We start from the raw sequence: 22,709 nt of genomic DNA on the forward strand, positions 1-22,709 counted from the left end.
GTAGCATCTTTTTTATAATTGCCTTACTATTAACCGTTTTATGCAAAAAAAAGCCGCAGGCACCTGACGGAACCTGCGGCTTGTATGTAAGCACTTCTGACCTGATTAGAATCTGAAGTGTGAGAACGCTTTGTTTGCTTCTGCCATACGGTGCGTATCATCTTTTTTCTTCACTGCTGCACCTTCACCTTTTGAAGCCGCAATGATTTCACCTGCCAGACGCTCTGTCATGGTTTTCTCTCCACGCTTGCGCGAGTAGTTGATCAACCATTTCATTCCTAAAGATTGTTTACGCTCCGAACGTACCTCTGTAGGTACCTGGAAAGTAGCACCACCCACACGACGGCTCTTAACCTCAACCGCAGGTGATACGTTGCTCAATGCTTTTTTCCAAAGCTCTAAGCCGTTTTCTTTTGTACGTTTTTCTACAAGGTCAAGTGCACCGTAGAAAATACTATAGGCAATACTTTTCTTGCCATCGTACATCAGGTTATTTACGAATTTTGTTACTACTACGTCTCTGAATTTAGGATCAGGTAATACGTAACGTTTTTTTGGTTTTGCCTTTCTCATTGCTTTTTAATAAGGTTTCGTTTTTACAACTAATTCACCCTGGTCTACCAGGATTACTACCCCGTAACTAAACGATTTGCCGTAGTGACGGTACTAAACATGAATGCGATTATTTTTTCTTGCCGCCTTTTGTTGGAGCTGCAACCTGACCTGGTTTAGGACGTTTCGCACCATATTTTGAACGACTTTGTTTACGATTGTTCACACCCGAAGTATCAAGGGCTCCACGAACAATGTGATAACGTACACCCGGAAGGTCTTTTACACGACCACCACGAATCAATACGATTGAGTGCTCTTGCAGGTTGTGTCCTTCACCCGGAATGTAGGCGTTTACTTCTTTCATGTTACTCAAGCGAACACGGGCAACTTTACGAAGCGCCGAGTTTGGTTTCTTTGGAGTCGTAGTGTAAACACGAGTACACACGCCACGACGTTGCGGACATGAGTCAAGTGCCGGAGACTTTGACTTCCAAGTCATTTGCTCTCTACCGTTTCTTACTAATTGTTGTATAGTAGGCATTTTGTCTTGAAAATTATTTTTTCGTTTAGTTACTAATTTCCTAAATAGGGCTGCAAAGGTACAGAGTGTTTTTAAAAAATACAAGAATATTTTAAAACTTTAGGCAAAACCTGCATTAATTATCAAGTATTTATATATGAACGCCCTCTGAGCCTGATTTAAAACCCGCATTTTTAATATACCGTGTTACTGAATGATATTATTCAAAAATATGTAAATTGCATTCATAATATTCAAACCTCTTATACCTAATTAAACCTGTTCTACTATGGCCAAGTCCATATTATCCACTTTTCTATTGTTTGCACTGTGCCATTTAGCCTTCAATAACGCTAAGGCTCAGTCAAAAAATGCCCCCTTGATTGTATTTGTAGCCGGCGACCACGAATACAGTGGCGAGCACACCCTGCCGCTGATTGCCGCCGAACTCGAAAAAAATTACGGTTTCCGTACCAAAGTACTAAAATCGTATCCCGACCAGAATGCCGAAAAGGATATTCCGGGTCTGGAAGCCCTGAAAGATGCCGACCTGGCGGTGTTTTATCTGCGCTGGCGCCAGCTGCCCAAAGAACAACTGGACTACATTGAAGCTTACCTTAAAACAGGCAAGCCGGTAATGGCCTTCCGCACTACTACCCATGCCTTTAATTATCCGAAAGGCCACGAGCTTGAAAAATGGAATGCTTTCGGTGAATTTGCGCTAAATGCGCCTCCCGGTTGGGGCGGTAAGGCCGGCCATACCCATTACGGGCATGAGAGCAGCACCGATGTAACAGTTATTCCTGCTGCTGCCAAACACCCCATCCTGACAGGCGTGGCCCCCAACTTCCATGCACGCTCTTGGTTATACAGGGTTTTACCCGACTACCCAACCAAGGGTTCTGAATGGCTTTTGATGGGTAAATCAGTAAACCCGGATAAAGCCGCTATTGAAAATCCTGTTGCCTGGACAGGCACTAATTCTTTTGGCGGAAAAGTATTTATGACCACCCTCGGGCATCCGGAAGATTTTCAGGTAGAGGCATTTCAACGATTAGTGATTAATGCCATTCATTGGGAATTAGGCAAAAAAGTACCCAAACAATGGAAAGGTAAAATTGATATTAACGTGCCATACCGTGGTATGACCAAGTGATTGTATGCCATAGACCTTAACGACACAGCAATACGACCCTACTTATTACTATTCAACTCATGAAAATAAACATAAGATTACTCATAGTCTTATTTGTACTGGTGGTCTTTGCTATCAGTTCGTTTCAGACTACCCCACCCCAGACCCTGACAGTCCAGAAAAATGCACACATAGCGCTTATTGGCGGCAATCTCGGTTCAAGAATGATGAACTACGGCCTCTTTGAAACAGAAATGCATGTCAGATACCCCGATTACTCGCTGTTTATCAGAAACATGTGCGATGGCGGCGACACCCCCGGTTTCAGGCCGCATGCCAGCCGTAATCTGCCCTGGGCATTTCCAGGCGCAGAGAAATTCCAGACCGAATACGCCAAAAATTCTGATAGTGAAGGCCATTTTGAAACGCCCGACCAATGGCTTACACGTCTGAAAACCGATATTATTATTGCTCTCTTTGGCTATAGCGAGTCATTTCAGGGCAAGGGTAATCTGCCTGTTTATAAGGCAGAACTGGATGCCTTCATTAAATATACCCTCAGTCAGAAGTACAATGGCAGTACCGCCCCGCAGTTGGTCATAGTATCACCCATTGCGTTTGAAGACCTGAGCAGCCTGCACGACCTACCCAATGGCGTAAAAGAAAATGAAAACCTATTGCTATATACCAAAGCCATGAAAGAAGTGGCAGATGCCAATAAAGTTTTATTTGTAGATGCATTTACGCCTTCAAAAAAATGGTATGACTCCACCCGTGAATTTTTAACCATTGATGGCTCTCAGCTAAACAAAGCCGGTTACAAAAAGCTAAGCCTGCTACTGACTGATGCCATTTTCGGCAAAACACCTGCCAAAGCAGAGGCTAACCGGGGTTTAATTCTGAATGCCGTAAAAGAAAAGAACTGGATGTGGCACAACGATTATAAAATACCTAACGGTGTGCATGTTTATGGGCGCAGATATAATCCGTTCGGGCCTGATAACTACCCGGCAGAAATTGAAAAAATCCGTCAGATGACCGACATCCGCGATGCAGCCATCTGGCTGGCGGCATCAAAAGGAGAAAAAATGGATGTGGCCGCTGCCGATAAAAATACAAAAGTTTTGCCTCAGGTAAAAACCAACTATAATCCTGAAAAAAACGGTAGCCTTACTTACCTGTATGGTACCGAGGCATTAAACAAACTGAAAGTACCTGCCGGATATAAAATTGAACTCTTTGCTTCAGAGCAGGAGTTCCCCGACCTGGCCAAGCCGATGCAGATGTCATTCGACAATAAAGGACGCCTTTGGGTAGCTGTTATGCCAAGTTATCCGCATTACAAACCCGGCGACACCAAGCCTAACGATAAAATAATTATTCTGGAAGACACCAATAATGACGGCAAAGCCGACAAAGAAACCGTTTTTGCAGATAGCCTGCACCTGCCACTGGGTTTTGAGATTACCCACGAGGGCGTTTTTGTATCGCAGGGCACTAATCTGAAATTATTTACCGACACCAACGGTGATGACAAAGCAGACAAGGTAGAAATACTGCTGAGCGGTTTTGACGACCATGACACCCACCACAACAGCCATGCTTACACAGTTGACCCATCAGGTGCCATCTATTCGGGAGAAGGCGTGTTTCTGCACACCAATGTAGAGACCTCTTACGGAACCGTGCGTGCCACCAACGGCGGGTTTTACAGATACAGCCCGCAGTTGCGGAAACTGGAACGCACCGCTCAACTATCAATACCCAACCCCTGGGGTATTGCTTTTGACGACTGGGGACAACCATTCTTTGCAGAAACGTCAAGCCCGGATGTGCGCTGGATGATGCCCGGAAGCGTATTGCCCAGATACGGAGAGGCTACCCATAAGGGCGTACAGCTCATTGAAAAAGAACACATGGTACGCCCGACATCAGGTCTGGAGTTTGTATCGAGCCGCCATTTCCCTGATGAAGTACAGGGTGATTTACTGATAAACAATACCATTGGCTTTTTAGGCACTAAAATGCATAGTCTGGTTGACGATGGCACGGGTTACAAAAGCAAACACCGATTGGATCTGATTGTGAGCGAAGACCGCAATTTCAGGCCGGTAGATATGGAGTTTGCGCCGGATGGCTCTCTTTATGTGATAGACTGGCATAATATTCTGATTGGCCACATGCAACACAATGCCCGTGACCCACTACGCGACCACATGCACGGCCGTGTTTACAGAATCACTTATCCATCAAGACCATTGGTAACCCCGGCCAAAATTGCCGGAGCAAGCGTTGAAACGCTATTGGATAACCTGAAACTGCCTGAATACCGCACCCGCTACCGTACCCGCCGTGAACTTAGAGGCAGAAACGCAGCAGAAGTACTACCTAAAGTAACCAAATGGGTGGCAGGTCTGGACAAAACCGACCCTCGCTATGAGCATAACCTGTTGGAAGCCCTCTGGGTTACCTGGGGGCTTGATAAAGTTGACCAGAAGCTACTGCGCCAGTTGCTTAAAGCCAAAGACTACCATGTAAGAGCCGCCGTTGTGGAGGTAATCCGGTTTACGGGCCATCAGGTGCCAGACCAGGCAGCCTTGTTAATGCAGGCGGCAAAAGACGGTAACAGCCGGGTTCGATTGGGTGCCATAGTGGCTGCCTCGTGGATTGGCAAAGAAAAAGGCTTACCTATATTGGCAGAAGCCAACAAGAAACCGCTGGACGACTGGATGATTCATGCTTACGAAACAGCGGTGGCACATCTGAACGGCGAACCTGTGAAGAAGGCCAAAGAAGTGGCGGCTAAAACCACATTAAAAGGCGCCGACCTTGAATTGTTTAACACAGGCAAAGCTATTTATGCCAAAGAAGGTTATTGTGCTACCTGCCACCAGCCAGATGGCAAAGGTCTTACGGCTTCCGGGTTCCCGCCGTTGGCAGGTACCAACTGGGTAACCGGCAATGAAGAACGCGCCATTAAGATTGTATTGAAAGGGTTGTTAGGGCCAATAGAAGTAAACGGCAGGAAGTATCCGGGTCAGGTACCGATGACACCATTTGAAGGATTACTGAATGATAAAGAAGTCGCAGCAGTGCTTACCTACGTGCGCAATTCTTTTGGAAACAATGCTCCGGCCATTAACCCGGATAAAGTTAAAGCGGTAAGAGCAGCAGTTAAGAATCAGAAAGATATTTATAATGCCTCAAAGCTTCTGGCTGAGCATCCCTTAGAAAAATAAAGAGTTGAATTAATAGCATGTACCCTGGCAAATTTCCGGATTTGCCAGGGTATTTGTTTTTACATTGGTATGAAAATCCTTTCTTTATATTTAAACCTACCTGGAGCCTACTTCTATTAAGTGCGGCTCGTATGATTCACTACCTGACGCTTCATGAATGATGGCAGGTAGCCAAAAATCTCATTGATGATTGGTATAATTTTTCTCGCTTTCGCTGGTAATTTTTATTGATGGCTACCTGATTGGCACGAATTCGGATTCAGTTTCTTTATCTACCTTTTTCCTATCAGTCCTTTTAAATTTAGACGTTTGTTATTTGGGGTTAAGGCTAAGTGATTGTACCAAAATTAAGGTACATCGTCTTCTCCTATCTATATACGCCGGATACCCCGGGAAACACCGTGCATAACTGTGTGCCACGCTGCGGTAAAACACTTCTTAAAGTGGTTGTTTCGATAGCTCTGATTCAACCATAAAAAGTATCTGCAATGATTAAACACCATTTACGCTATCTATTTTTTTCCGAGCCTTATCTATAGATTAACCTATTCTTACCTTATTGAGTAAGAAATAATGCAAAAAATGTATAATTTTAAGCAATTAAGTTAGTAGACTGTAACCATAAACTAAACACTTCATAACCCCATGAAAAAAGTGATAGCGCTTCTGTTGCTGAGCAATGCTTTTGCGGTTGCCCAAAAAAAGGAGTTTGATGCAAAAGAATTAAAAGCAGACCGCACGCCAAAGAATTTTCAGCAACCTTTGCCATTAGTACAATGGGCAGACGGCGACAAGCTATCTGTTGTGCAAAGAAGTGCCGGCAACAAGAGCTTTGTTCTAGACCTTACCAACGGTAACCTGACCGAAGGCACAGCCACTGTTTCTTCAAAAATACCACAACCCCGGTTGTCGGTTCAGGTAAAAGACAACGATATTTTTCTGAAAGACGGCAAAACAGAAAAACAACTGACCAAAGACGCTGCCGAAGAAAAAAATCCTACTTTCTCGCCCGACAGCAGCTTCATTGCCTATACCAAAGACAACAATCTGTTTACCTACAATCTGAAAACCAACAAGGAAGTTAAGTTAACCACAGACGGCACCAAAACAACCCTGAACGGCTATGCTACCTGGGTTTACTGGGAAGAAATCTTCGGGCGTGCTACGCGTTTCAGAGCTTTCTGGTGGAGCCCCGATAGCAAAAAACTGGCCTATATGCGCTTTGATGAAAGCAAGATTCAGATGTTTCCACTCTATAACAGCGAAGGGCAACATGGTTTTATAGAAGAAACCAGATACCCAAAAAGCGGCGACCCTAACCCGGAGGCTAAAATTGGTTTTGTGTCTCCCACAGGCGGAAAAACCGTCTGGGCGGATTTCAACGAAAAAGATGAGCAGTATTTCGGTTGGCCCGAATGGCTACTGGACGGCAGCGGCCTGATGGTACAGTGGATTAACCGCGGAAACGACAACCTTAAAATCTATAACGTTTCTCCGGCTAACGGAAGCAAAAAAGAAGTATATGCCGAAACCCAAAAAGCCTGGATTGATATTGACGATGCCGACAACCGCCTGACATTGCTTGATGGCAATAAAGAAATGATTATTCTGAGCGATAAAACCGGCTGGAAGCAACTGTATTTGTACGGCATTGACGGGAAACTCAAAAATAACATCACCAATGGCAAATTTACCATTAAATCGGTAGAGGGTATTGACCAGAAAAACCGGGTGGTTTATTTCCATGCCCGTGGATTGGAAAACTCGGCCCGCTTTGATTTTTACAGAGTTGATTTCGACGGAAAAAACCTCAAAAGACTAACTTTTGGCGATTATAACCATCGTTTTATTCAGCTTTCACCTGACTTCAAGTATTTCATAACAACTTATTCAAGCATCACGGCACCAACCTCAATGGCGGTTGTTGATAACACCGGAAAAATCATTAAAGAACTGGGCAGTATCAAAGGCACTGAAATGGATAGCTATAACATGGCTAAATCTGAATTGCTGCGCGTTAAAAGTGACGATGGCCTGTTTGATTTGCCCATGACCATCACCTATCCGCAAAATATGGTGGCTGGCAAAAAATATCCGGTGCTTATCAGCATTTATGGCGGGCCTGATGCCGGAACAGTGTTTGACCAGTGGCTATGGTCGCCCAGAACGCAATGGTACGCACAGGAAGGGCTGATTCAGGTATCGCTCGACCACCGCGCCAGCGGACACTTTGGTAAAGAAGGCGTTGCCTATATGCACCGCAACCTGGGTTATTGGGAAATGAAAGACTATATTACATTAGTGAAGTCGTTGATTGACAAAGGCATTGCAGACCCAACCAAAATTTGCATTACCGGCTTTAGCTATGGCGGCTATATGAGTTGCTACGCGCTTACTTACGGCAGCGACGTATTTACGCATGGCATGGCCGGTGGTAGTGTAACCGACTGGGGTTTATACGATAGCGCCTATACCGAACGTTTTATGGATACGCCAGCCGAAAACCCTGAGGGCTACAAAAGCAGTAGCGTAATGACCCACGTGCCTAAATACAAAGGCATGCTGCAAATAGTGCATGGCACTATGGACGACAACGTGCACATGCAAAACAGTATTCAGTTGATTGATAAGCTGGAAGAAAACAAAAAGGACTTTGAATTTATGCTGTATCCGGGTGGAAGACACGGCTGGAGAGGCAATAAAGGCCAGCATTTCGATAATCTGAAAACTAAGTTCATTTACAGATATTTACTTGAAAAACCCGTTCCTGAGGGGTTGTTGAAATAATCTGAAACAAAATTAAGGTGGCCAATAGTACTTTTAAAATACTATTGGCTATTTTTATGCAGTACCATTTCAATCCATAACAAATAAGCGCCTTTTTCATGAAAAATAGTTTCATTGCTGCCCTGATGGCCTTGCTTACAGTTACATTAACCAATGCCCAAACCAGAAGCCTTTTTAATTTCAAAAACTTTAACGGCTGGCATATTGATGTGCCTGCAATGGACAATAACTCAGGCGCTAAGAATCCGTTTATTATACGCAATGGAATGCTGGTAAGCCTGGCAGACCCACAGGGCCATATCATTACCGACTCGGTTTATAAAAATTACAGGCTTGAGGTAGAATACCGCTTTGCTGGCAAACCCGGCAATTGCGGGGTATTAGTGCATGCCTCAACACCAAGAGTTTTATATGGTATGTTTCCTAAGTCTATAGAAGCGCAGCTGATGCACAAAAATGCGGGTGATTTCTGGTGTATTGGCGAAGACATCAGCGTGCCGGATATGGAAAAAAGACGCGGACCCCAAAAGAACTGGGGCTCGGTCGACGGTAAAGAACGGCGAATCAAAAACCTGACGGATGATTCAGAAAAACCGGTAGGCGAATGGAATATCATGAGAGTAGAGTGCCTGGGTAACGAGGTGAAAGTATGGGTAAATGGCGACCTGGTGAATCATGGCTTTAACTGTACGGTTAGCCAGGGGCAAATTGCTTTGCAGGCTGAAGGTTCAGAAGTGGAGTTCCGCAGAGTTGATTTTACACCTATTACTAAATTGACAAATTAAGATTACTATTAACCCTGAGCAACAAACAAAACCACCTATGAAAGCCCTATTATGCAAAGCGTTCGGAACGCCAGACACGCTTACATTAGAAGACATTGAACCCCTGAAAGCCGAAGCCGGAAAGGTGGTAATCAGCGTCAAAGCCTGTAGTGTCAATTTCCCAGATACCCTTATTATTCAGAATCTGTATCAGTTTAAACCTGCCCTGCCGTTTTCACCAGGGGGTGAGGTATCAGGAATTGTGAAAGAGGCTGGCGAAGGGGTAAAACATGTAAAGCCGGGCGATAAAGTTTTTGCACTGACAGGATGGGGAGGCATGGCCGAAGAAGTACTGGTTGATGCCCGCAGGGTTTTCCCGATGTTGCCAACCATGGACTTTGTAACGGCGGCCTCGGTTATGTATAATTACGGCACTTCGTTCCATGCGCTGAAAGACCGTGCAGAGTTAAAAGCGGGCGAAACATTACTGGTTTTAGGAGCAGCCGGAGGAGTTGGTTTAGCTGCGGTTGAGCTGGGCAAGCTAATGGGAGCCAAAGTAATAGCAGCGGCATCGACCAACGAAAAACTGGAAATATGTAGAGAGAAAGGGGCTGAATTTACAATTAATTATGCTACTGAAGACCTGAGAGAACAAATCAAAGTTATTACCGAAGGTAAAGGTGTAGATGTGGTTTATGACGCCGTTGGCGATAAATATGCAGAACCTGCCCTGCGCTCAATGGCCTGGAAAGGCCGCTATCTGGTAGTGGGTTTTGCTGCCGGAGAAATTCCAAAAATACCACTGAATCTGGCATTATTGAAAGGCTGTTCTATCGTGGGGGTTTTCTGGGGGCAATTTGCCGAAAAAGAATCGGCAAAAAGTTTTCAGAATATTCAGGAACTGGCCGGATATTTTATGAAAGGCAAACTTCGGCCGCACATACATCAATTATATCCGCTTGAAAAAGCGGCCGATGCACTGCTGGATATGATGAACCGGAAAGTGGTAGGCAAGGCCGTAGTGGTAACCGCTGATGACATACAATTGCCGCAATATGAGACCAAGAAAGAAGAAGTAACCATAACAGAAACAAAACCGGCCGAGACCGTAAAAGAAGGCAATACCATTATTTTCAGGAATATTGCCGAACTGAAAGACTTTGCAGGTAACGAACTGGGTACATCAAGCTGGCAAACGTTATCGCAGGAAATGATAAACGACTTTGCGAGAGCTACTTTCGACGACCAGTGGATTCATGTCGATGAAGAAATGGCCAAGCAGTTTTCTCCATTTGGTAAAACCATTGCACATGGCTTTCTGTCGCTGTCGCTTTCACCAAAGTTTATGTACGAATTATTCAGGGTTGAATCGGCGAAGATGGGTTTAAATTACGGTACTAACCGTGTCCGTTTTATTTCGCCCGTGCCATCTGGTAGCAGAGTACGCATGAAAGCCATGCTGAAAGAAGTAGAAGACCTGCAACCCAATGGAGCCAAACTAACCATTGAAGCTGTTTTTGAACTGGACGGCTCCCCAAAACCAGCCTGCGTGGCAGAGTTGTTGAGTGTGATATATGAGTGAAACAGAGGGGAATTTATGAAATTTGGTAGTGCCGCAATGCTTGCGGCTTATCATATAATTTGGTTATCTAAGAATATGTTATTAAACTGATATTAAAAACATTAACTGATTTTATAGACCATCGAAGACGTAAAGCATTACGTCTCTACGAAAAATGACTTACGATCACCTACCAATAGCCACTTTCTTCAACAGGGTATCAATCACCTGACGGGTAGTGATGCCGTCGGCTTCGGCTTCGTAGTTCAGAATAATCCGGTGGTTAAAAACATCATGCACCAGTGCCTTGATGTCTTCAGGCAATACGTAGTCTCGTTCGTCAAAGTAGGCCAGAGCCTTAGCCGCATTATATAAAGATAACCCTGCCCGTGGCGACACCCCAAACTGTATATAACGGGCTTCATCTTTTAAACCGTATTCGGCCGGGCGACGCGTAGAGAAAACAAGTTCAATTATATAACGCTCCAGAACTTCAGAGATAGTAATCCGGTTAATTTCCTGTCTGATGGCAAAAATTTCTTCTTTATTAAGAATCGGTTGCGGAACATAATTAAAATCCAGATTGGCCATCTTCCTTACCATTTCAAGCTCAGAGTTCTTGTCCAGGTAATCCACAAAAACCTTCATCATAAAGCGGTCTACCTGTGCTTCGGGCAGCGGATAGGTTCCCTCCTGCTCCACCGGGTTCTGCGTAGCCATTACCAGAAAAGGCTTATCTAACAGATGCGTCTCGTCTCCAATAGTTACCTGTTTTTCGGCCATAGCTTCCAGTAAGGCAGACTGTACCTTAGCAGGGGCACGGTTCACCTCATCAGCCAGAATCAGGTTCGAGAAAATCGGCCCTTTTTTCACCTCAAAATCTCCCGATTTCTGGTTATATATCATGGTACCCACTAAATCAGACGGCAACAAATCGGGTGTAAACTGTATGCGGTTAAAGCCCAGGTCAAGCACCTTGGCTAATATATTAATGGTTTTGGTTTTGGCCAGACCCGGCACCCCTTCAAGCAAAATATGCCCCCCAGTAAAAAGCCCAATCAGCAAACGATTAATTAACCGTTCCTGACCAATCACTACTTTGCTTGTCTCTGAAAATACTTCTCTTATCTTTTTATGTAATATTCTCGAACCTTCCATTATGTCTGATAGATTTGGGGTAAATCTTAGGGTTAATATTCAAATAATGACTGGAAGAAAATTTGTACTTCCAAAATCAAAACCTACAATTGGTTATAAAGTGTGAAGTTAGGAAAATCCGTCTAAAACCCTTCATGGTTTTTAGTCTTTTTGCTGATTGAGGCCCTCACAAACCTGTTTTTTCGGTGAATATCCTGTACCACCGCAACATCTGTAAAACCTGCTTCCATAAATACGGTGGCTGTCTCAGTACCCAGATTTTCGTTAATCTCAACTGCCAGCAGGCCACCATCTTTAAGGGCTTTTGAGGCAAAGCCCGCAATAGCTACATAAAAAACCAATGGCTCTGTATCTGCTACAAAAAGCGCCAGATGAGGCTCAAACTCCAACACATTTTGTCGCATCTGTGCCGCTTCCTGCCGCGTAACATAGGGCGGATTGCTGACAATTACATCAAATGCTTGTTCAGGCACATTGCTTTTATTTAAATACCTGAGTATATCTACTCTTTCAAAACTAACGTCGGCCTTATTAAGCATGGCATTTTTTCTCGCAACAACCAAAGCTTCTTCCGAAATATCATACGCAGTAACGCGCGCATCGTTTAGTTCTTTTGCCAGCGAAACCGCAATACAACCACTGCCCGTACCAATATCTAATACCATTTTAGCTTCAGGTTTGTTTTCAGCCGTTCGCTCCCACTCACAAACAAGGGCCACTAATTCTTCGGTTTCCGGTCTCGGAATCAGCACCGGCTTATCAACCAGAAATCTTCTTCCGTAAAAAATTGTTTCCCCTAAAATGTACTGTATCGGCTCGTGTTTATTAAGCCTTTCAATAATGTTTGCCCAATCTGTTTTCTTGGCAGTATTAATCGGTTTGTCAGCCAGAATATCTATTTTTCTGAGATTCAGCTCATGTTCCAGCAACCAAAAAACAATTTCTTTTGCTTCCTGTGTCTCATACACCGTAATTTGGTGTAACAATTGATCAAAGAGTTGTTTAGCCGTAATGCTGTCTTTCAAAGTATTAATATATAATTGGGCGCAAAATTATCGACTAATTTGCTGATTCACTAATCTGCGAAATCAAGAATGGAAGAAAAATACATGCTGAGAGCCTTGCAACTGGCAGAACTGGGCCGGGGCTTAGTAAGTCCCAACCCTATGGTTGGCTGCGTAATTGTGCATAATAACCAGATAGTGGGCGAAGGCTGGCACAAAAAATATGGCGATTGGCACGCCGAGGTAAATGCTGTTAATTCGGTAAAAGACCCAACCATTTTGGCCGAATGCACCGTTTATGTTACGTTAGAACCCTGTGCGCATTTTGGCAAAACTCCACCCTGCGCCGACCTGCTGGTAAAGCATCAGGTAAAAAAAGTGGTTATATGCAACCACGACCCCTTCCCGCTGGTAGCCGGTAAAGGCATTGAAAAACTCAGAAACGCAGGAATTGAAGTTGAAACCGGGCTACTGAAAGAAAAAGGCCGCGAATTGAACGCTCGCTTTTTTACCTATGTAGAAAAAAAGCGCCCCTATGTACTGTTGAAATGGGCTGAAACCGCCGACGGCTTTATAGCTGGCGAGAATTATAAACCTGTTAAAATAAGCAATGGGTTGTCGCACAAAATAGCGCATAAATGGCGCAGCGAAGAAGATGCCATGATGGTGGGTACCAATACGGCCAGATTCGACAACCCCCTGCTGAATGTGCGTGAATGGGAAGGTGGCAAAAATCCGGTACGTATCGTGATTGACAGAAAACTACAGCTTCCACAATCGCTACATCTGTTCGACAATACCCAAGATACCTTGGTAATTAATGACGCAACCGACAAAACAGAAGGAAGGAATACGTATCTGAAAGTTGATTTCGGTGGGTCGTTTATTGAAAACCTGCTGCAAGAGCTATATCAAAGAAAAGTACAGTCTGTTTACATAGAAGGCGGCACCAAATTACTGCAAAGCTTTATTGACGCACAACTATTTGATGAAATCAGGGTTTTCAGATGCCCGGGGCATTTAGGTAAAGGTGTAGCAGCACCCATGATGCCCAATTATATTGAGGTGGCTGAAAAGCAAAACTTATTGGGCGATGAACTGACAATTTATAAATCATCATTAAATTTGTAGGTTTACCTTTCAACCCTAAAAGGTAAATAACTTTCAACCAAAACGCTCCGGTAAAGGGTATGGAGCTACCGATACATGAAAATTGCCATTATAGGCTGCGGAAATATGGGAATGGCCTTTGCGCGTTCGTTTTTGCAGTATGACCTCGTAAAGAAAGAAGATTTATTACTGATAGAAAAAAGTCAGGAACGCAGCGAAACCCTTAAAAGTGCCAGAGAAGGGGTAGTTGTAAGCACCATTAATGCACAGATAGCCGACTATGAGTTGATTATCCTGTCTGTAAAACCACAGGATTTTGCAGCCCTGAAAGAAGAACTTGGTGCGGTAATTCAGCCGCAACAGGTGGTTTTGTCTATTATGGCCGGTATTCCTATCAGCAAAATACAGGAAACCCTGAACCACAGGCTGGTTGTACGCGCCATGCCTAATACGCCGGCTATGTTGGGTATGGGTATAACGGGTTTTACGGCGGCAGCAGAGGTTGATGCCTCTAAACTGCGTAAAGTAGAAAACCTGATTAATGCCACAGGCCGCTCAGTTTATTTAGAAGACGAAGGTATGATTGATGCCGTAACGGCATTGAGCGGAAGCGGCCCGGCTTATTTTTACTATCTGGTAAAACACATGATAGAAGCCGGTAAACAAATGGGCTTTGACGAGGGCATGGCCAGCCTGCTGGTAAAACAAACCATGCTGGGCTCTTACCACCTGATTAACAATGCCGAGAAAAGCCTGGACGACCTGATAAAGGCGGTGGCATCAAAAGGAGGCACCACAGAGGCCGCTCTGAAAACCTTTGAGGAATCTCAATTACCTGAAGGGCTGATTAATGGTATTCTGGCAGCCGAACGCCGCGCCAAGGAGCTGTCTAAGTAATCAAAAACAAAGACAAATAAAATTTATCCGGCTTATTTTATGTTAATCATGTGCTGCTGCAATAATCACATTTTGAAGTGGCATTTCGTTAATTAATTATTACATTTATTTTGTAAATAAGCATTTATAATAAATTACGCCTGAAAGTGGAAGAGAACAAGATTCAGAATAATAAAGCGACGGTTCGTACCCCCATTATTGTGGGTACTACCCTGGCATTGGGCATATTAATTGGCGCAACTTTTTTTGGTGGGAAACGTGCAACCGGAGCCGGAGACGTGTCTCGCAGCACAACTAAATTCAGGGAGATTCTGTCATACATAAACAGAAGTTACGTAGATAGCGTCAATACTGATAGTCTGGTTGATTATTCCATCACAAAAATGTTGGAAAAACTAGACCCGCACACCTATTACTTTCCTCCGCAAGATGCACAGCTGGCCCGCTCTCAACTGGAAAGCGGCTTTGATGGCATCGGCATTGAGTTTAATGTGTTTAATGATACCGTATATGTGGTAACGCCGCTGGCAGGTGGGCCTTCAGAGGCTGTGGGCATACAGAGTGGTGATGCCATCATTAAAGCTAATAATAATAGCCTGACAGGCAAAGATGCCAGTTCTACCAACATATTCGCCAACCTGAGAGGTAAGCGGGGGTCAGAAGCCAAACTGGAAATTAAAAGAAAAGGCTTTAAAGACCTGTTGAAGTTTTCAGTTATCCGTGATAAAATACCACAGTATTCTATTGATGCGGCCTATATTATGGACGACCATAAAACGGGTTATCTGAAAATCAATCGTTTTACCGAAACTACCTACGACGAGTTTAAGGAACACATGGCGGCCTTGCAAAAACAAGGCATGAAGCAATTGTTGCTTGATTTGAGGGGGAACCCCGGCGGCTATATGGACAGAGCCACTGATATTGTAGACGAAATGGTAGGGGGTAAAGGCGTGATAGTTTACACCGACGGAAAAGATACCCGTAATAACCGCAAGGCTTTTGCCCATATTAACGGTATGTTTGAAAAAGGCGCTGTGGTGGTTCTGGTTGATGAAGGCAGCGCATCGGCGTCTGAGATTGTATCCGGCTCTTTACAGGATTACGACAGGGCATTGATTGTTGGTCGGCGAACGTTTGGTAAGGGATTAGTGCAGCAACCCATTCAGCTTTCTGACGGCTCTGAGTTACGACTCACTATTTCGCGCTATTATATACCAAGTGGCAGAAGTATCCAGAAACCTTATGTGAAAGGGAGCCTGGATTCTTACGAACATGAGCTGGATGACAGAGGTAAATCAGGAGAGTATTTTATAGCAGACAGTATCAAGAACAATCCTAAGATGCGTTTTAAAACCATGGGCGGCCGTACCGTTTATGGTGGCGGTGGTATTACACCTGATATTTTTGTACCACGAGACACAAGCCATATTACTGCCTACCTGATGGAGCTATACGGCCGCAACGTAATACGGGAATATGCCATGAGCTACGCTAACGACAACCGCAAAACATTATTGAAGCAATCTTTTGAGAGTTACCTGAAAGACTTTAAAGTGAGCGACGCCATGCTTAGCAACATGAACAGGACATTAGAGAACACTGGCGTTAAGTACAGCGCCAAAGATTTTGCAGACTCAAAAGAGTTTGTAAAACTTCAGTTAAAGGCTGCTATTGCCCGACATGTATGGCAGCGAAGCGTAAAAAATGGCCTCAATAATGAATATTATCAGATAGTATATGCCGACGACCCGATGGTTGCAACAGCCATAAAAAGTTTTGCAAAAGCAGAAAAATTGGAAAAAGAAAAGAAACTATAAAAATGAAACTGAAACGGGGAGCATCTGGCTCCCTGTTTCAGTTTAAAATGTACCGCTGTCTTCCTGATATAACACCTGCACTACCGTTTGGCCTACTGCTTTTAGTGTATTTTTATCAATGATACTCATGTTATCTGCATGGGTATGATGATACGCACCGAAAGTACGGCTGGTGTTCAGTTCCTGATGCAGAATGTCTATCATCGGTATTTTGGCTACTGTATTTACATAATAATGGTCGTCAGTAATTCCGGCAGCCTCTTGCTGAATAAAGTACTGCCCATAACCAAGCACACCTGCGATATCCCATACACGACTATTAACACTACCGGCAAACTGCACCGATTGCTGCTCTTTAGGGAAAGTAGCTCCTTTGGCGCCTACCATGTCTAACAAAATACCAAAATAGGCCGAATAACCCGGCTTGTGTAAATTAGCAGCCCAATATTGTGAACCCAGGCACCAGAAAACCTTGTTTTGAGATACCGGTGGCGTATCCTCTTTTTCTCCCCAGTCTTCTGCATCAAAGAAGATAATATCTACACCCAGATTAAGCTTCTGCGGCGATGAACTGATAATACGGGCAATTTCAAGCAGCACCCCTACTCCACTGGCCCCGTCGTTAGCTCCATCAATAGCCTGGTCTTTTTTCTGAGTATCTTTATCTGCAAAGGGTCGGCTGTCCCAATGGGCTGCCAGTAAAATTCTTTTAGTAGCAGAGGGGTTAAAACTGCCGATAATGTTGCGGGCATTCAGTACTTTTCCATCAAAAGTTACAGGCATAAAACGTTGCTCTGTTACTTCAAAGCCGTAGGCTTTCAGTTTATTTACCATCCAGTTGCCTGCTTTTAAATGCGCAGGGGTGCCTGGTACCCTTGGGCCAAACTTCACCTGAGTATCAACAAAAGCAAAGGCAGAATCAGCATTGAAAGCCGGGGAGGTTACCAGTTTAATTGCCTCTGTTTCTTTGGCAGAACCCGAACTCCCACTGTGCCTGCAGGAAACCATGGCAAAAAGCACCGGAAAATAAATTAGTATAACCCAATGGGGGAAACGCCCGTTTTGAGTTGTCTGTTTTTGAAATAAATTCATTATCATTATATGATTATTGAAAAAATAGCTGGTCAATCAGCCAGCGTTTGCACCGATGTAAATTTCTGTTGCAAAGGTATTTAATTTAGTTTCAGCTATTAAAAGAAAATTAAACTGAAACGGCCAGCATTAAAAACATTTTTATAAAAAACTGATAATAAGCAACTTATAAGTTTTTTTACATAAATTACATTTTGCTTCGTTTTAAAACAGCATGGGGCCGGGTCGCGTATTTCGCAAAGCGCTTTTTTTGCTTAGTTTTGCATTAAAAGTACAATTAATATGACCATAGCCGAAGCCCAGACAGCGGTAGATAATTGGATTAAGACCATTGGTGTCAGATACTTTAACGAACTCACCAACATGGCCATGCTTACCGAAGAGGTAGGCGAAGTAGCGCGTATTATTGCCCGCAGGTACGGCGAGCAGTCAGAAAAAGAATCTGACAAAGAAAAAAACCTGGCAGATGAAATGGCAGACGTGCTGTTTGTACTGATATGCCTGGCCAACCAAACTAACATAGACTTAACAGATGCGCTTCGTAAAAACATAGAAAAGAAAACAAAAAGAGACAGTTTACGACACCTAAACAATGAAAAACTAACCAATATGTAATATGTTCACCATACTTTCACAAGCTTTTAACAGAACTGCCCGGAACTGGAAAATGGTTCTTACAGTTTTTATTCTTAATCTTTCGCTTGGACTAATTCTTGCTACACCACTTTATAATTTGCTTCAATCAGAGAGTCATAATTCTTTGGAGTTCGAAAAACTACTCAATGGATTCGATTTTACCGTTATATCAGACTTTATGTCGCAAAGCCGTAAAACACTCCGCCCTTTCTGGCTGTTAAGCTTTGCTTTGTCTGTTATATACATGATACTGAATATATTCTTTGCAGGGGGCATACTCTGTCAGTTTGCCAAGAGAGGCTCTTTCCGCCTTGCCGAATTTTTCAAAAACTCAACTCGGTATTTTGGTCGTTTCCTGCTTGTATTTGTATTTGAGATTTTAGTTTTACTCGTAGTAGCCATTGTTTCTTTTGCCTGCATGGGGGTTTCGCTGGTTGCTTCTGATGGCAGCACCGAACCAGTGCAAATGGCCTGGCTTACACCTTCTTTGCTGATATCTGCCTTTTTGCTTACAGTTGTGCTCAACATGGGTCAATATGCCAAAATAATTCTTTTCAAAAACCAATCGCTAAGCGCTTGGGCAGGCTTCCTGAAAGCAGCAGGCTACGTGTTTAATAATTTTAAAACCATGCGTATATACTGGGCTATCTTAATAGTAGCGGCAGCACTGGTTTTGGCTTATTACTTTCTTGAATCTGCCATTGGTATGACCTCGGCCTTCAAAATTGCTATCATGTTTATTATTCAGCAGGCGTTTATTTTCTGCCGTGTGTTTGTTAAAATCTGGACGCTGAGCGGTGCTTTTGAATACCTTTCTTTAAAGCCTGCGCTGGTTACCACCCTTTCAAAAGAGAATAGGGGCTTAAAGAGTGAGGCCTTCGATTCGGGAGAAGGCAAACTTTCTGTTTAAAGATAATGTTATAAAAATGCATGTGTCATTGTACCATTGCCCGTGCTGACAGCGCACAATGGTACTTTTTTATTTTATAACTATGGAAGAAGAAGTAATCGTAAACCGGGTAAGCAAAAGCGGACTGGTTTCTCTGGACCTTGAAGATTTTTATCACCCGGGCGACAGGGTTGTCTACGACCTCAAAGATAATTTATATATGGGTCTGATTCTCCGCGAGAAAGATTTCAGAGAGTTTCTGAAAACCCACGACTGGAGTTATTACACCAACAAAAATGTAGCTATTACCTGTACTGAAGACGCCATAATACCTACCTGGGCCTATATGCTGCTGGCCGTTCATTTAGAGCCTTATGCTCATTTAATTGTATTTGGCACATTAACTGACCTTGAAAATAAATTGTATGACGAGGCCATCAGGAAAATAGACTTCAGCCAGTACGAAGGCGCCAAAGTAGTAGTAAAAGGCTGCAGCAAGGTAAGCGTACCAACAACGGCCTATGTAGAGATAACCCGCCGCTTAAAGCCTGTAGCCCAAAGCATTATGTTTGGCGAACCATGCAGCACAGTGCCTTTGTACAAAAAAACCAGGGTTTAAATTCAGCAATTGTATTGTTGGGTATTTAAAAAAAATTAAACCATTGGCCTGCATTTTTTCGTAAATTGCGCCCCGTTTTAAATTTTTGGTCATATAGACCCTCATACCCTATTCGGGGAAATTAGAAATTCATTGCAAAAAACTATGTCTGTTCGTGTAAGATTTGCTCCGAGCCCCACCGGCCCACTCCATATCGGAGGGGTCCGCACGGCTTTGTATAATTATTTGTTTGCCCGCAAAATGGGTGGTAAGATGTTGCTTCGCATAGAAGACACCGACCAGACCCGCTATGTACCTGGAGCAGAAGAGTACATTCTGGAAGCCTTAAACTGGATAGGCATTAACATTGATGAAGGCCAGGGCGTTGGCGGGCCTGATGCGCCTTACAGACAATCAGAAAGAAAAGCCATTTACCGCCAGTATGCAGACCAGTTGCTGGCATCAGGGAAAGCCTATTATGCTTTTGATACAGCCGACGAACTGGAAGAAATGCGCAAAAAACTGGAAGAGGCCAAGGTAGATAATACCTCTTACAATGCAGTTACGCGCATGCAGATGAAAAACTCGCTGACGCTTCCGAAAGAAGAAGTAGAAGCGAGAATTGCAAAAGGCGACCCTTACGTGATACGCCTGAAAGTACCACTGAAAGAAGAAATCCGTTTTAAGGATATTATACGCGAGTGGGTGGTAGTACATTCATCAACTATCGACGATAAAGTATTGCTTAAGTCAGACGGAATGCCTACTTATCACCTGGCTAATATTGTTGACGACCACCTGATGGGCATCACCCATGTGATTCGTGGCGAAGAATGGCTGCCCTCTGCCCCGCTTCATATCTTGTTATACAGAGCCTTTGGCTGGCAGGCACCTGAGTTTGCGCACTTACCATTACTTTTAAAACCTGAAGGAAACGGCAAACTAAGCAAACGTGATGGTTTGTTAGGCAATTTTCCGGTTTTTCCGCTAAAATGGACAGACCCATTTACCAGCGAAGAAGCAAGAGGTTTCAGAGAAGACGGCTATTTCCCCGAAGCGCTGATTAACTTTCTGGCGTTTCTGGGCTGGAACCCGGGTACGGAACAGGAGATTTTCTCGATGGACGAATTAATTGAATCGTTCAGCCTTGAAAAAATACACAAAGCCGGTGCCCGCTTCATGGTTGACAAAGCCAAATGGTTTAATCAGCATTACCTGAAAGAGAAATCGGATGAGGAACTGGCAAACATTATTCAGCTTCCTGCCGGTACTTCTGCCGGCATTGCCACTAAGCTGGTTAAACTCATGAAAGACCGTGTTACATTCCCTCAGGAAATTGTAACAGAGGTGCCATATATCTTTGCCACTCCGGCTGCGTATGATGAAGAGGTTGCGAAAAGCAAATGGAATGATGACGCCAAAAAGGCCATGAGCGCCATTAAAGAAGCCATACAAAGCATGGCAGAAGAGCAATTTGTTGCGCAACAAATTCATGACACTATATTTCCTGCACTTGAGGCAGCCGGACTAAAACCCGGCAAGGTAATGCAGGCGTTCCGGCTGTCAATTACAGGCGTTGGCAAAGGGCCCGATTTAATGCTTATTCTTGAAATACTGGGCAAAGCCGAAGTAATTGCCAGAATAGAAAAAGCCATTGTAACACTCGGATAATACAATGAGGTTTTGTGCGTTTCTGATATTTGAAACGCATAAAACTTTAATTAGAACTCAATTCAAATTTGCATGGATGCATATCTTTATTGAGTTAATTTTAAAAATGCTGTTTTGCCAAATAAAAGTAGCTTAAAGATTGCACAGCAGTAGCAATTGAACAAAATTGTTAAAAACAGGTTTAATTAAGTTAAAACCCATAAATTTCTACCAAATGGCAAAGAAGAAATCAGACGATAAGTCTCAGGCCGAAAACCCACGTGTTCATAAAGATTTAAATGGATTTGATATCAAGATAAACTCTTTCGGCGAAATACAGATGAGCTTTGAGATAGACAAAATCAATAGTTTCCTGAATAATACTGTAGACGACAAAAAACTTCGTAACCGAAAAAAAGACACAGAACAGTAGAATTAATTTCGCCGGCCAAATACAGGCTTCCTGTAAGCCCGATTCAGCAATCCTGTTACGAGCAATATTCTGCCCAGGTTGGCAGCAATTCTTACTATGCCGTAATCAAACGCAAAAGGGGTAATATATACCCTATGAAAACTGGTTCCACTGGCAAACATAATAAAAAACATGCCCATGGTTATGCTCAGTTTGCTCTTTTCTTCAAACGGCAGGTAAGCCGATAAAACAGACATATACATAATCTGCAGCAGGTAAACAGATAGAATCAGTACTACGTCATATCTGTGGATATTAAAGATACTGATAACAAAGTAAACAAGCGGAAAAAGAACAAAGGGTACTACAACCCTTATAAATGTTCTTAAGTTATTAGTGAGCTTTATTCTTGCGCCCTCTAACCTATAAATCTTGATAAGCAGCTGATAACTCACCAGAAGCAGAACTACCTCAACCAACGTACCCCAGGTAAAACCAAATAAAAAAATAGGAATGGGCGTAAAGGCAGGTATCAGACATGACACAATAAATAGTCTGTCTGTCAGAGTAAGTACCGACTTCCTTGCCGAATAATACCAGTAAGCTATATACAGATGTATTAAGCCCCTGAAAGGATAGGCAAAAGCAGGATTTACCTGATAAAAAATTAACAACTCAATAGCTAGTAGTAAAGCAACAGGAATAAGCCTTATCATGTATGAACAAAAATTAACTAAAACTGAAACCAGAGTTAGACAATAGCCTCAATTTTAAATTAATCAATCTTATATTACATAAACACTATTACCTGTTTAACAAAAACTGAACCAAAATTAATACACGCCAATAAAAAAGAGGCCTCAATCAAAAAAAATGAATAAC

Annotated in this window: 19 protein-coding genes; 13 read left to right on the top strand and 6 right to left on the bottom strand. The window is 43.3% G+C overall.

Annotated elements, in window-relative coordinates:
- Positions 1-105: 105 nt before the first annotated feature.
- Positions 106-573 carry a 30S ribosomal protein S7 gene (gene rpsG / locus NZ848_RS09805; RefSeq protein ID WP_101724553.1) on the bottom strand — a complete coding sequence of 156 codons (468 nt, stop codon included), beginning with the start codon at positions 571-573 and terminating at the stop codon, positions 106-108.
- Between the two features lie 109 nt (positions 574-682).
- Positions 683-1,096, bottom strand: coding sequence for a 30S ribosomal protein S12 (gene rpsL, locus NZ848_RS09810; protein ID WP_101724554.1), 414 nt, complete (start codon positions 1,094-1,096; stop codon positions 683-685).
- A 268-nt stretch (positions 1,097-1,364) separates the two neighbouring features.
- On the opposite strand from rpsL, the gene NZ848_RS09815 reads away from it, so the two are divergent.
- From NZ848_RS09815 to NZ848_RS09835, 5 genes are all read left to right on the top strand, one after another.
- A complete protein-coding gene (locus NZ848_RS09815; RefSeq protein WP_259015349.1) occupies positions 1,365-2,231 on the top strand; it encodes a ThuA domain-containing protein in 867 nt (288 codons plus the stop codon).
- A 59-nt stretch (positions 2,232-2,290) separates the two neighbouring features.
- On the top strand, positions 2,291-5,449 hold the full coding sequence (locus NZ848_RS09820; protein WP_259015350.1) for a PVC-type heme-binding CxxCH protein: 3,159 nt from the start codon (positions 2,291-2,293) through the stop codon (positions 5,447-5,449).
- Between the two features lie 645 nt (positions 5,450-6,094).
- Positions 6,095-8,236, top strand: coding sequence for a S9 family peptidase (locus tag NZ848_RS09825; RefSeq protein WP_259015351.1), 2,142 nt, complete (start codon positions 6,095-6,097; stop codon positions 8,234-8,236).
- Positions 8,237-8,334: 98 nt separating this feature from the next.
- On the top strand, positions 8,335-9,021 hold the full coding sequence (locus tag NZ848_RS09830; RefSeq protein WP_259015352.1) for a 3-keto-disaccharide hydrolase: 687 nt from the start codon (positions 8,335-8,337) through the stop codon (positions 9,019-9,021).
- Between the two features lie 37 nt (positions 9,022-9,058).
- On the top strand, positions 9,059-10,582 hold the full coding sequence (locus tag NZ848_RS09835; protein ID WP_259015353.1) for a zinc-binding dehydrogenase: 1,524 nt from the start codon (positions 9,059-9,061) through the stop codon (positions 10,580-10,582).
- A gap of 165 nt (positions 10,583-10,747) precedes the next feature.
- Here the strand turns inward: NZ848_RS09835 and NZ848_RS09840 are convergent, their stop codons facing one another.
- Both NZ848_RS09840 and prmC read right to left on the bottom strand, forming a co-directional pair.
- Complete coding sequence (locus tag NZ848_RS09840; protein WP_253530777.1) at positions 10,748-11,719, bottom strand: AAA family ATPase; 972 nt, start codon at positions 11,717-11,719, stop codon at positions 10,748-10,750.
- Positions 11,720-11,841: 122 nt separating this feature from the next.
- Positions 11,842-12,705 (bottom strand): peptide chain release factor N(5)-glutamine methyltransferase, encoded by an 864-nt coding sequence (gene prmC / locus NZ848_RS09845; RefSeq protein WP_259015354.1) that lies wholly within the window; start codon positions 12,703-12,705, stop codon positions 11,842-11,844.
- A 108-nt stretch (positions 12,706-12,813) separates the two neighbouring features.
- Between prmC and ribD the strand changes: the two genes are divergently transcribed.
- The 3 genes from ribD to NZ848_RS09860 all read left to right on the top strand — a co-directional run bounded on the left by ribD (position 12,814) and on the right by NZ848_RS09860 (position 16,550).
- Positions 12,814-13,854 carry a bifunctional diaminohydroxyphosphoribosylaminopyrimidine deaminase/5-amino-6-(5-phosphoribosylamino)uracil reductase RibD gene (ribD, locus tag NZ848_RS09850; RefSeq protein WP_259015355.1) on the top strand — a complete coding sequence of 347 codons (1,041 nt, stop codon included), beginning with the start codon at positions 12,814-12,816 and terminating at the stop codon, positions 13,852-13,854.
- Between the two features lie 75 nt (positions 13,855-13,929).
- On the top strand, positions 13,930-14,730 hold the full coding sequence (gene proC / locus NZ848_RS09855; protein WP_253530800.1) for a pyrroline-5-carboxylate reductase: 801 nt from the start codon (positions 13,930-13,932) through the stop codon (positions 14,728-14,730).
- 146 nt (positions 14,731-14,876) lie between these two features.
- Entirely contained in the window at positions 14,877-16,550 is a 1,674-nt protein-coding gene (locus NZ848_RS09860) for a S41 family peptidase (RefSeq protein WP_259015356.1), read from the top strand.
- Between the two features lie 42 nt (positions 16,551-16,592).
- Here NZ848_RS09860 and NZ848_RS09865 read toward each other — a convergent pair whose 3' ends face one another.
- The gene (locus NZ848_RS09865; protein WP_259015357.1) at positions 16,593-17,642 is read right to left on the bottom strand and encodes a M28 family peptidase; all 1,050 of its coding nucleotides are present in this window, start codon (positions 17,640-17,642) and stop codon (positions 16,593-16,595) included.
- A gap of 282 nt (positions 17,643-17,924) precedes the next feature.
- Here NZ848_RS09865 and NZ848_RS09870 point away from each other — a divergent pair, with 282 nt between their 5' ends.
- From NZ848_RS09870 to NZ848_RS09890, 5 genes are all read left to right on the top strand, one after another.
- Positions 17,925-18,257: a nucleotide pyrophosphohydrolase gene (locus NZ848_RS09870; RefSeq protein ID WP_101724568.1), complete on the top strand. Its 333-nt coding sequence runs from the start codon at positions 17,925-17,927 to the stop codon at positions 18,255-18,257.
- Between the two features lies 1 nt (position 18,258).
- On the top strand, positions 18,259-19,188 hold the full coding sequence (locus NZ848_RS09875; RefSeq protein ID WP_253530807.1) for a hypothetical protein: 930 nt from the start codon (positions 18,259-18,261) through the stop codon (positions 19,186-19,188).
- 82 nt (positions 19,189-19,270) lie between these two features.
- Entirely contained in the window at positions 19,271-19,786 is a 516-nt protein-coding gene (locus NZ848_RS09880; RefSeq protein ID WP_259015358.1) for a DUF2480 family protein, read from the top strand.
- A 144-nt stretch (positions 19,787-19,930) separates the two neighbouring features.
- Complete coding sequence (gene gltX, locus NZ848_RS09885; RefSeq protein ID WP_259015359.1) at positions 19,931-21,436, top strand: glutamate--tRNA ligase; 1,506 nt, start codon at positions 19,931-19,933, stop codon at positions 21,434-21,436.
- Positions 21,437-21,650: 214 nt separating this feature from the next.
- The gene (locus NZ848_RS09890; RefSeq protein ID WP_259015469.1) at positions 21,651-21,848 is read left to right on the top strand and encodes a hypothetical protein; all 198 of its coding nucleotides are present in this window, start codon (positions 21,651-21,653) and stop codon (positions 21,846-21,848) included.
- Positions 21,849-21,850: 2 nt separating this feature from the next.
- On the opposite strand, the gene NZ848_RS09895 is transcribed toward NZ848_RS09890, so the two are convergent.
- Complete coding sequence (locus tag NZ848_RS09895) at positions 21,851-22,543, bottom strand: hypothetical protein (RefSeq protein ID WP_259015360.1); 693 nt, start codon at positions 22,541-22,543, stop codon at positions 21,851-21,853.
- Positions 22,544-22,709 lie beyond the last annotated feature (166 nt).

The organism is Emticicia fluvialis (assembly GCF_024793945.1).
Taxonomy (GTDB): Bacteria; Bacteroidota; Bacteroidia; order Cytophagales; family Spirosomataceae; genus Emticicia; species Emticicia fluvialis.

Coding starts and splice junctions, on each gene's coding strand:
- rpsG (WP_101724553.1), bottom strand. CDS start 573: ATGAGAAAGGCAAAACCAAAAAAACGTTACGTATTACCTGATCCTAAA.
- rpsL (WP_101724554.1), bottom strand. CDS start 1,096: ATGCCTACTATACAACAATTAGTAAGAAACGGTAGAGAGCAAATGACT.
- NZ848_RS09815 (WP_259015349.1), top strand. CDS start 1,365: ATGGCCAAGTCCATATTATCCACTTTTCTATTGTTTGCACTGTGCCAT.
- NZ848_RS09820 (WP_259015350.1), top strand. CDS start 2,291: ATGAAAATAAACATAAGATTACTCATAGTCTTATTTGTACTGGTGGTC.
- NZ848_RS09825 (WP_259015351.1), top strand. CDS start 6,095: ATGAAAAAAGTGATAGCGCTTCTGTTGCTGAGCAATGCTTTTGCGGTT.
- NZ848_RS09830 (WP_259015352.1), top strand. CDS start 8,335: ATGAAAAATAGTTTCATTGCTGCCCTGATGGCCTTGCTTACAGTTACA.
- NZ848_RS09835 (WP_259015353.1), top strand. CDS start 9,059: ATGAAAGCCCTATTATGCAAAGCGTTCGGAACGCCAGACACGCTTACA.
- NZ848_RS09840 (WP_253530777.1), bottom strand. CDS start 11,719: ATGGAAGGTTCGAGAATATTACATAAAAAGATAAGAGAAGTATTTTCA.
- ribD (WP_259015355.1), top strand. CDS start 12,814: ATGGAAGAAAAATACATGCTGAGAGCCTTGCAACTGGCAGAACTGGGC.
- proC (WP_253530800.1), top strand. CDS start 13,930: ATGAAAATTGCCATTATAGGCTGCGGAAATATGGGAATGGCCTTTGCG.
- NZ848_RS09865 (WP_259015357.1), bottom strand. CDS start 17,642: ATGAATTTATTTCAAAAACAGACAACTCAAAACGGGCGTTTCCCCCAT.
- NZ848_RS09870 (WP_101724568.1), top strand. CDS start 17,925: ATGACCATAGCCGAAGCCCAGACAGCGGTAGATAATTGGATTAAGACC.
- NZ848_RS09875 (WP_253530807.1), top strand. CDS start 18,259: ATGTTCACCATACTTTCACAAGCTTTTAACAGAACTGCCCGGAACTGG.
- NZ848_RS09880 (WP_259015358.1), top strand. CDS start 19,271: ATGGAAGAAGAAGTAATCGTAAACCGGGTAAGCAAAAGCGGACTGGTT.
- gltX (WP_259015359.1), top strand. CDS start 19,931: ATGTCTGTTCGTGTAAGATTTGCTCCGAGCCCCACCGGCCCACTCCAT.
- NZ848_RS09890 (WP_259015469.1), top strand. CDS start 21,651: ATGGCAAAGAAGAAATCAGACGATAAGTCTCAGGCCGAAAACCCACGT.
- NZ848_RS09895 (WP_259015360.1), bottom strand. CDS start 22,543: ATGATAAGGCTTATTCCTGTTGCTTTACTACTAGCTATTGAGTTGTTA.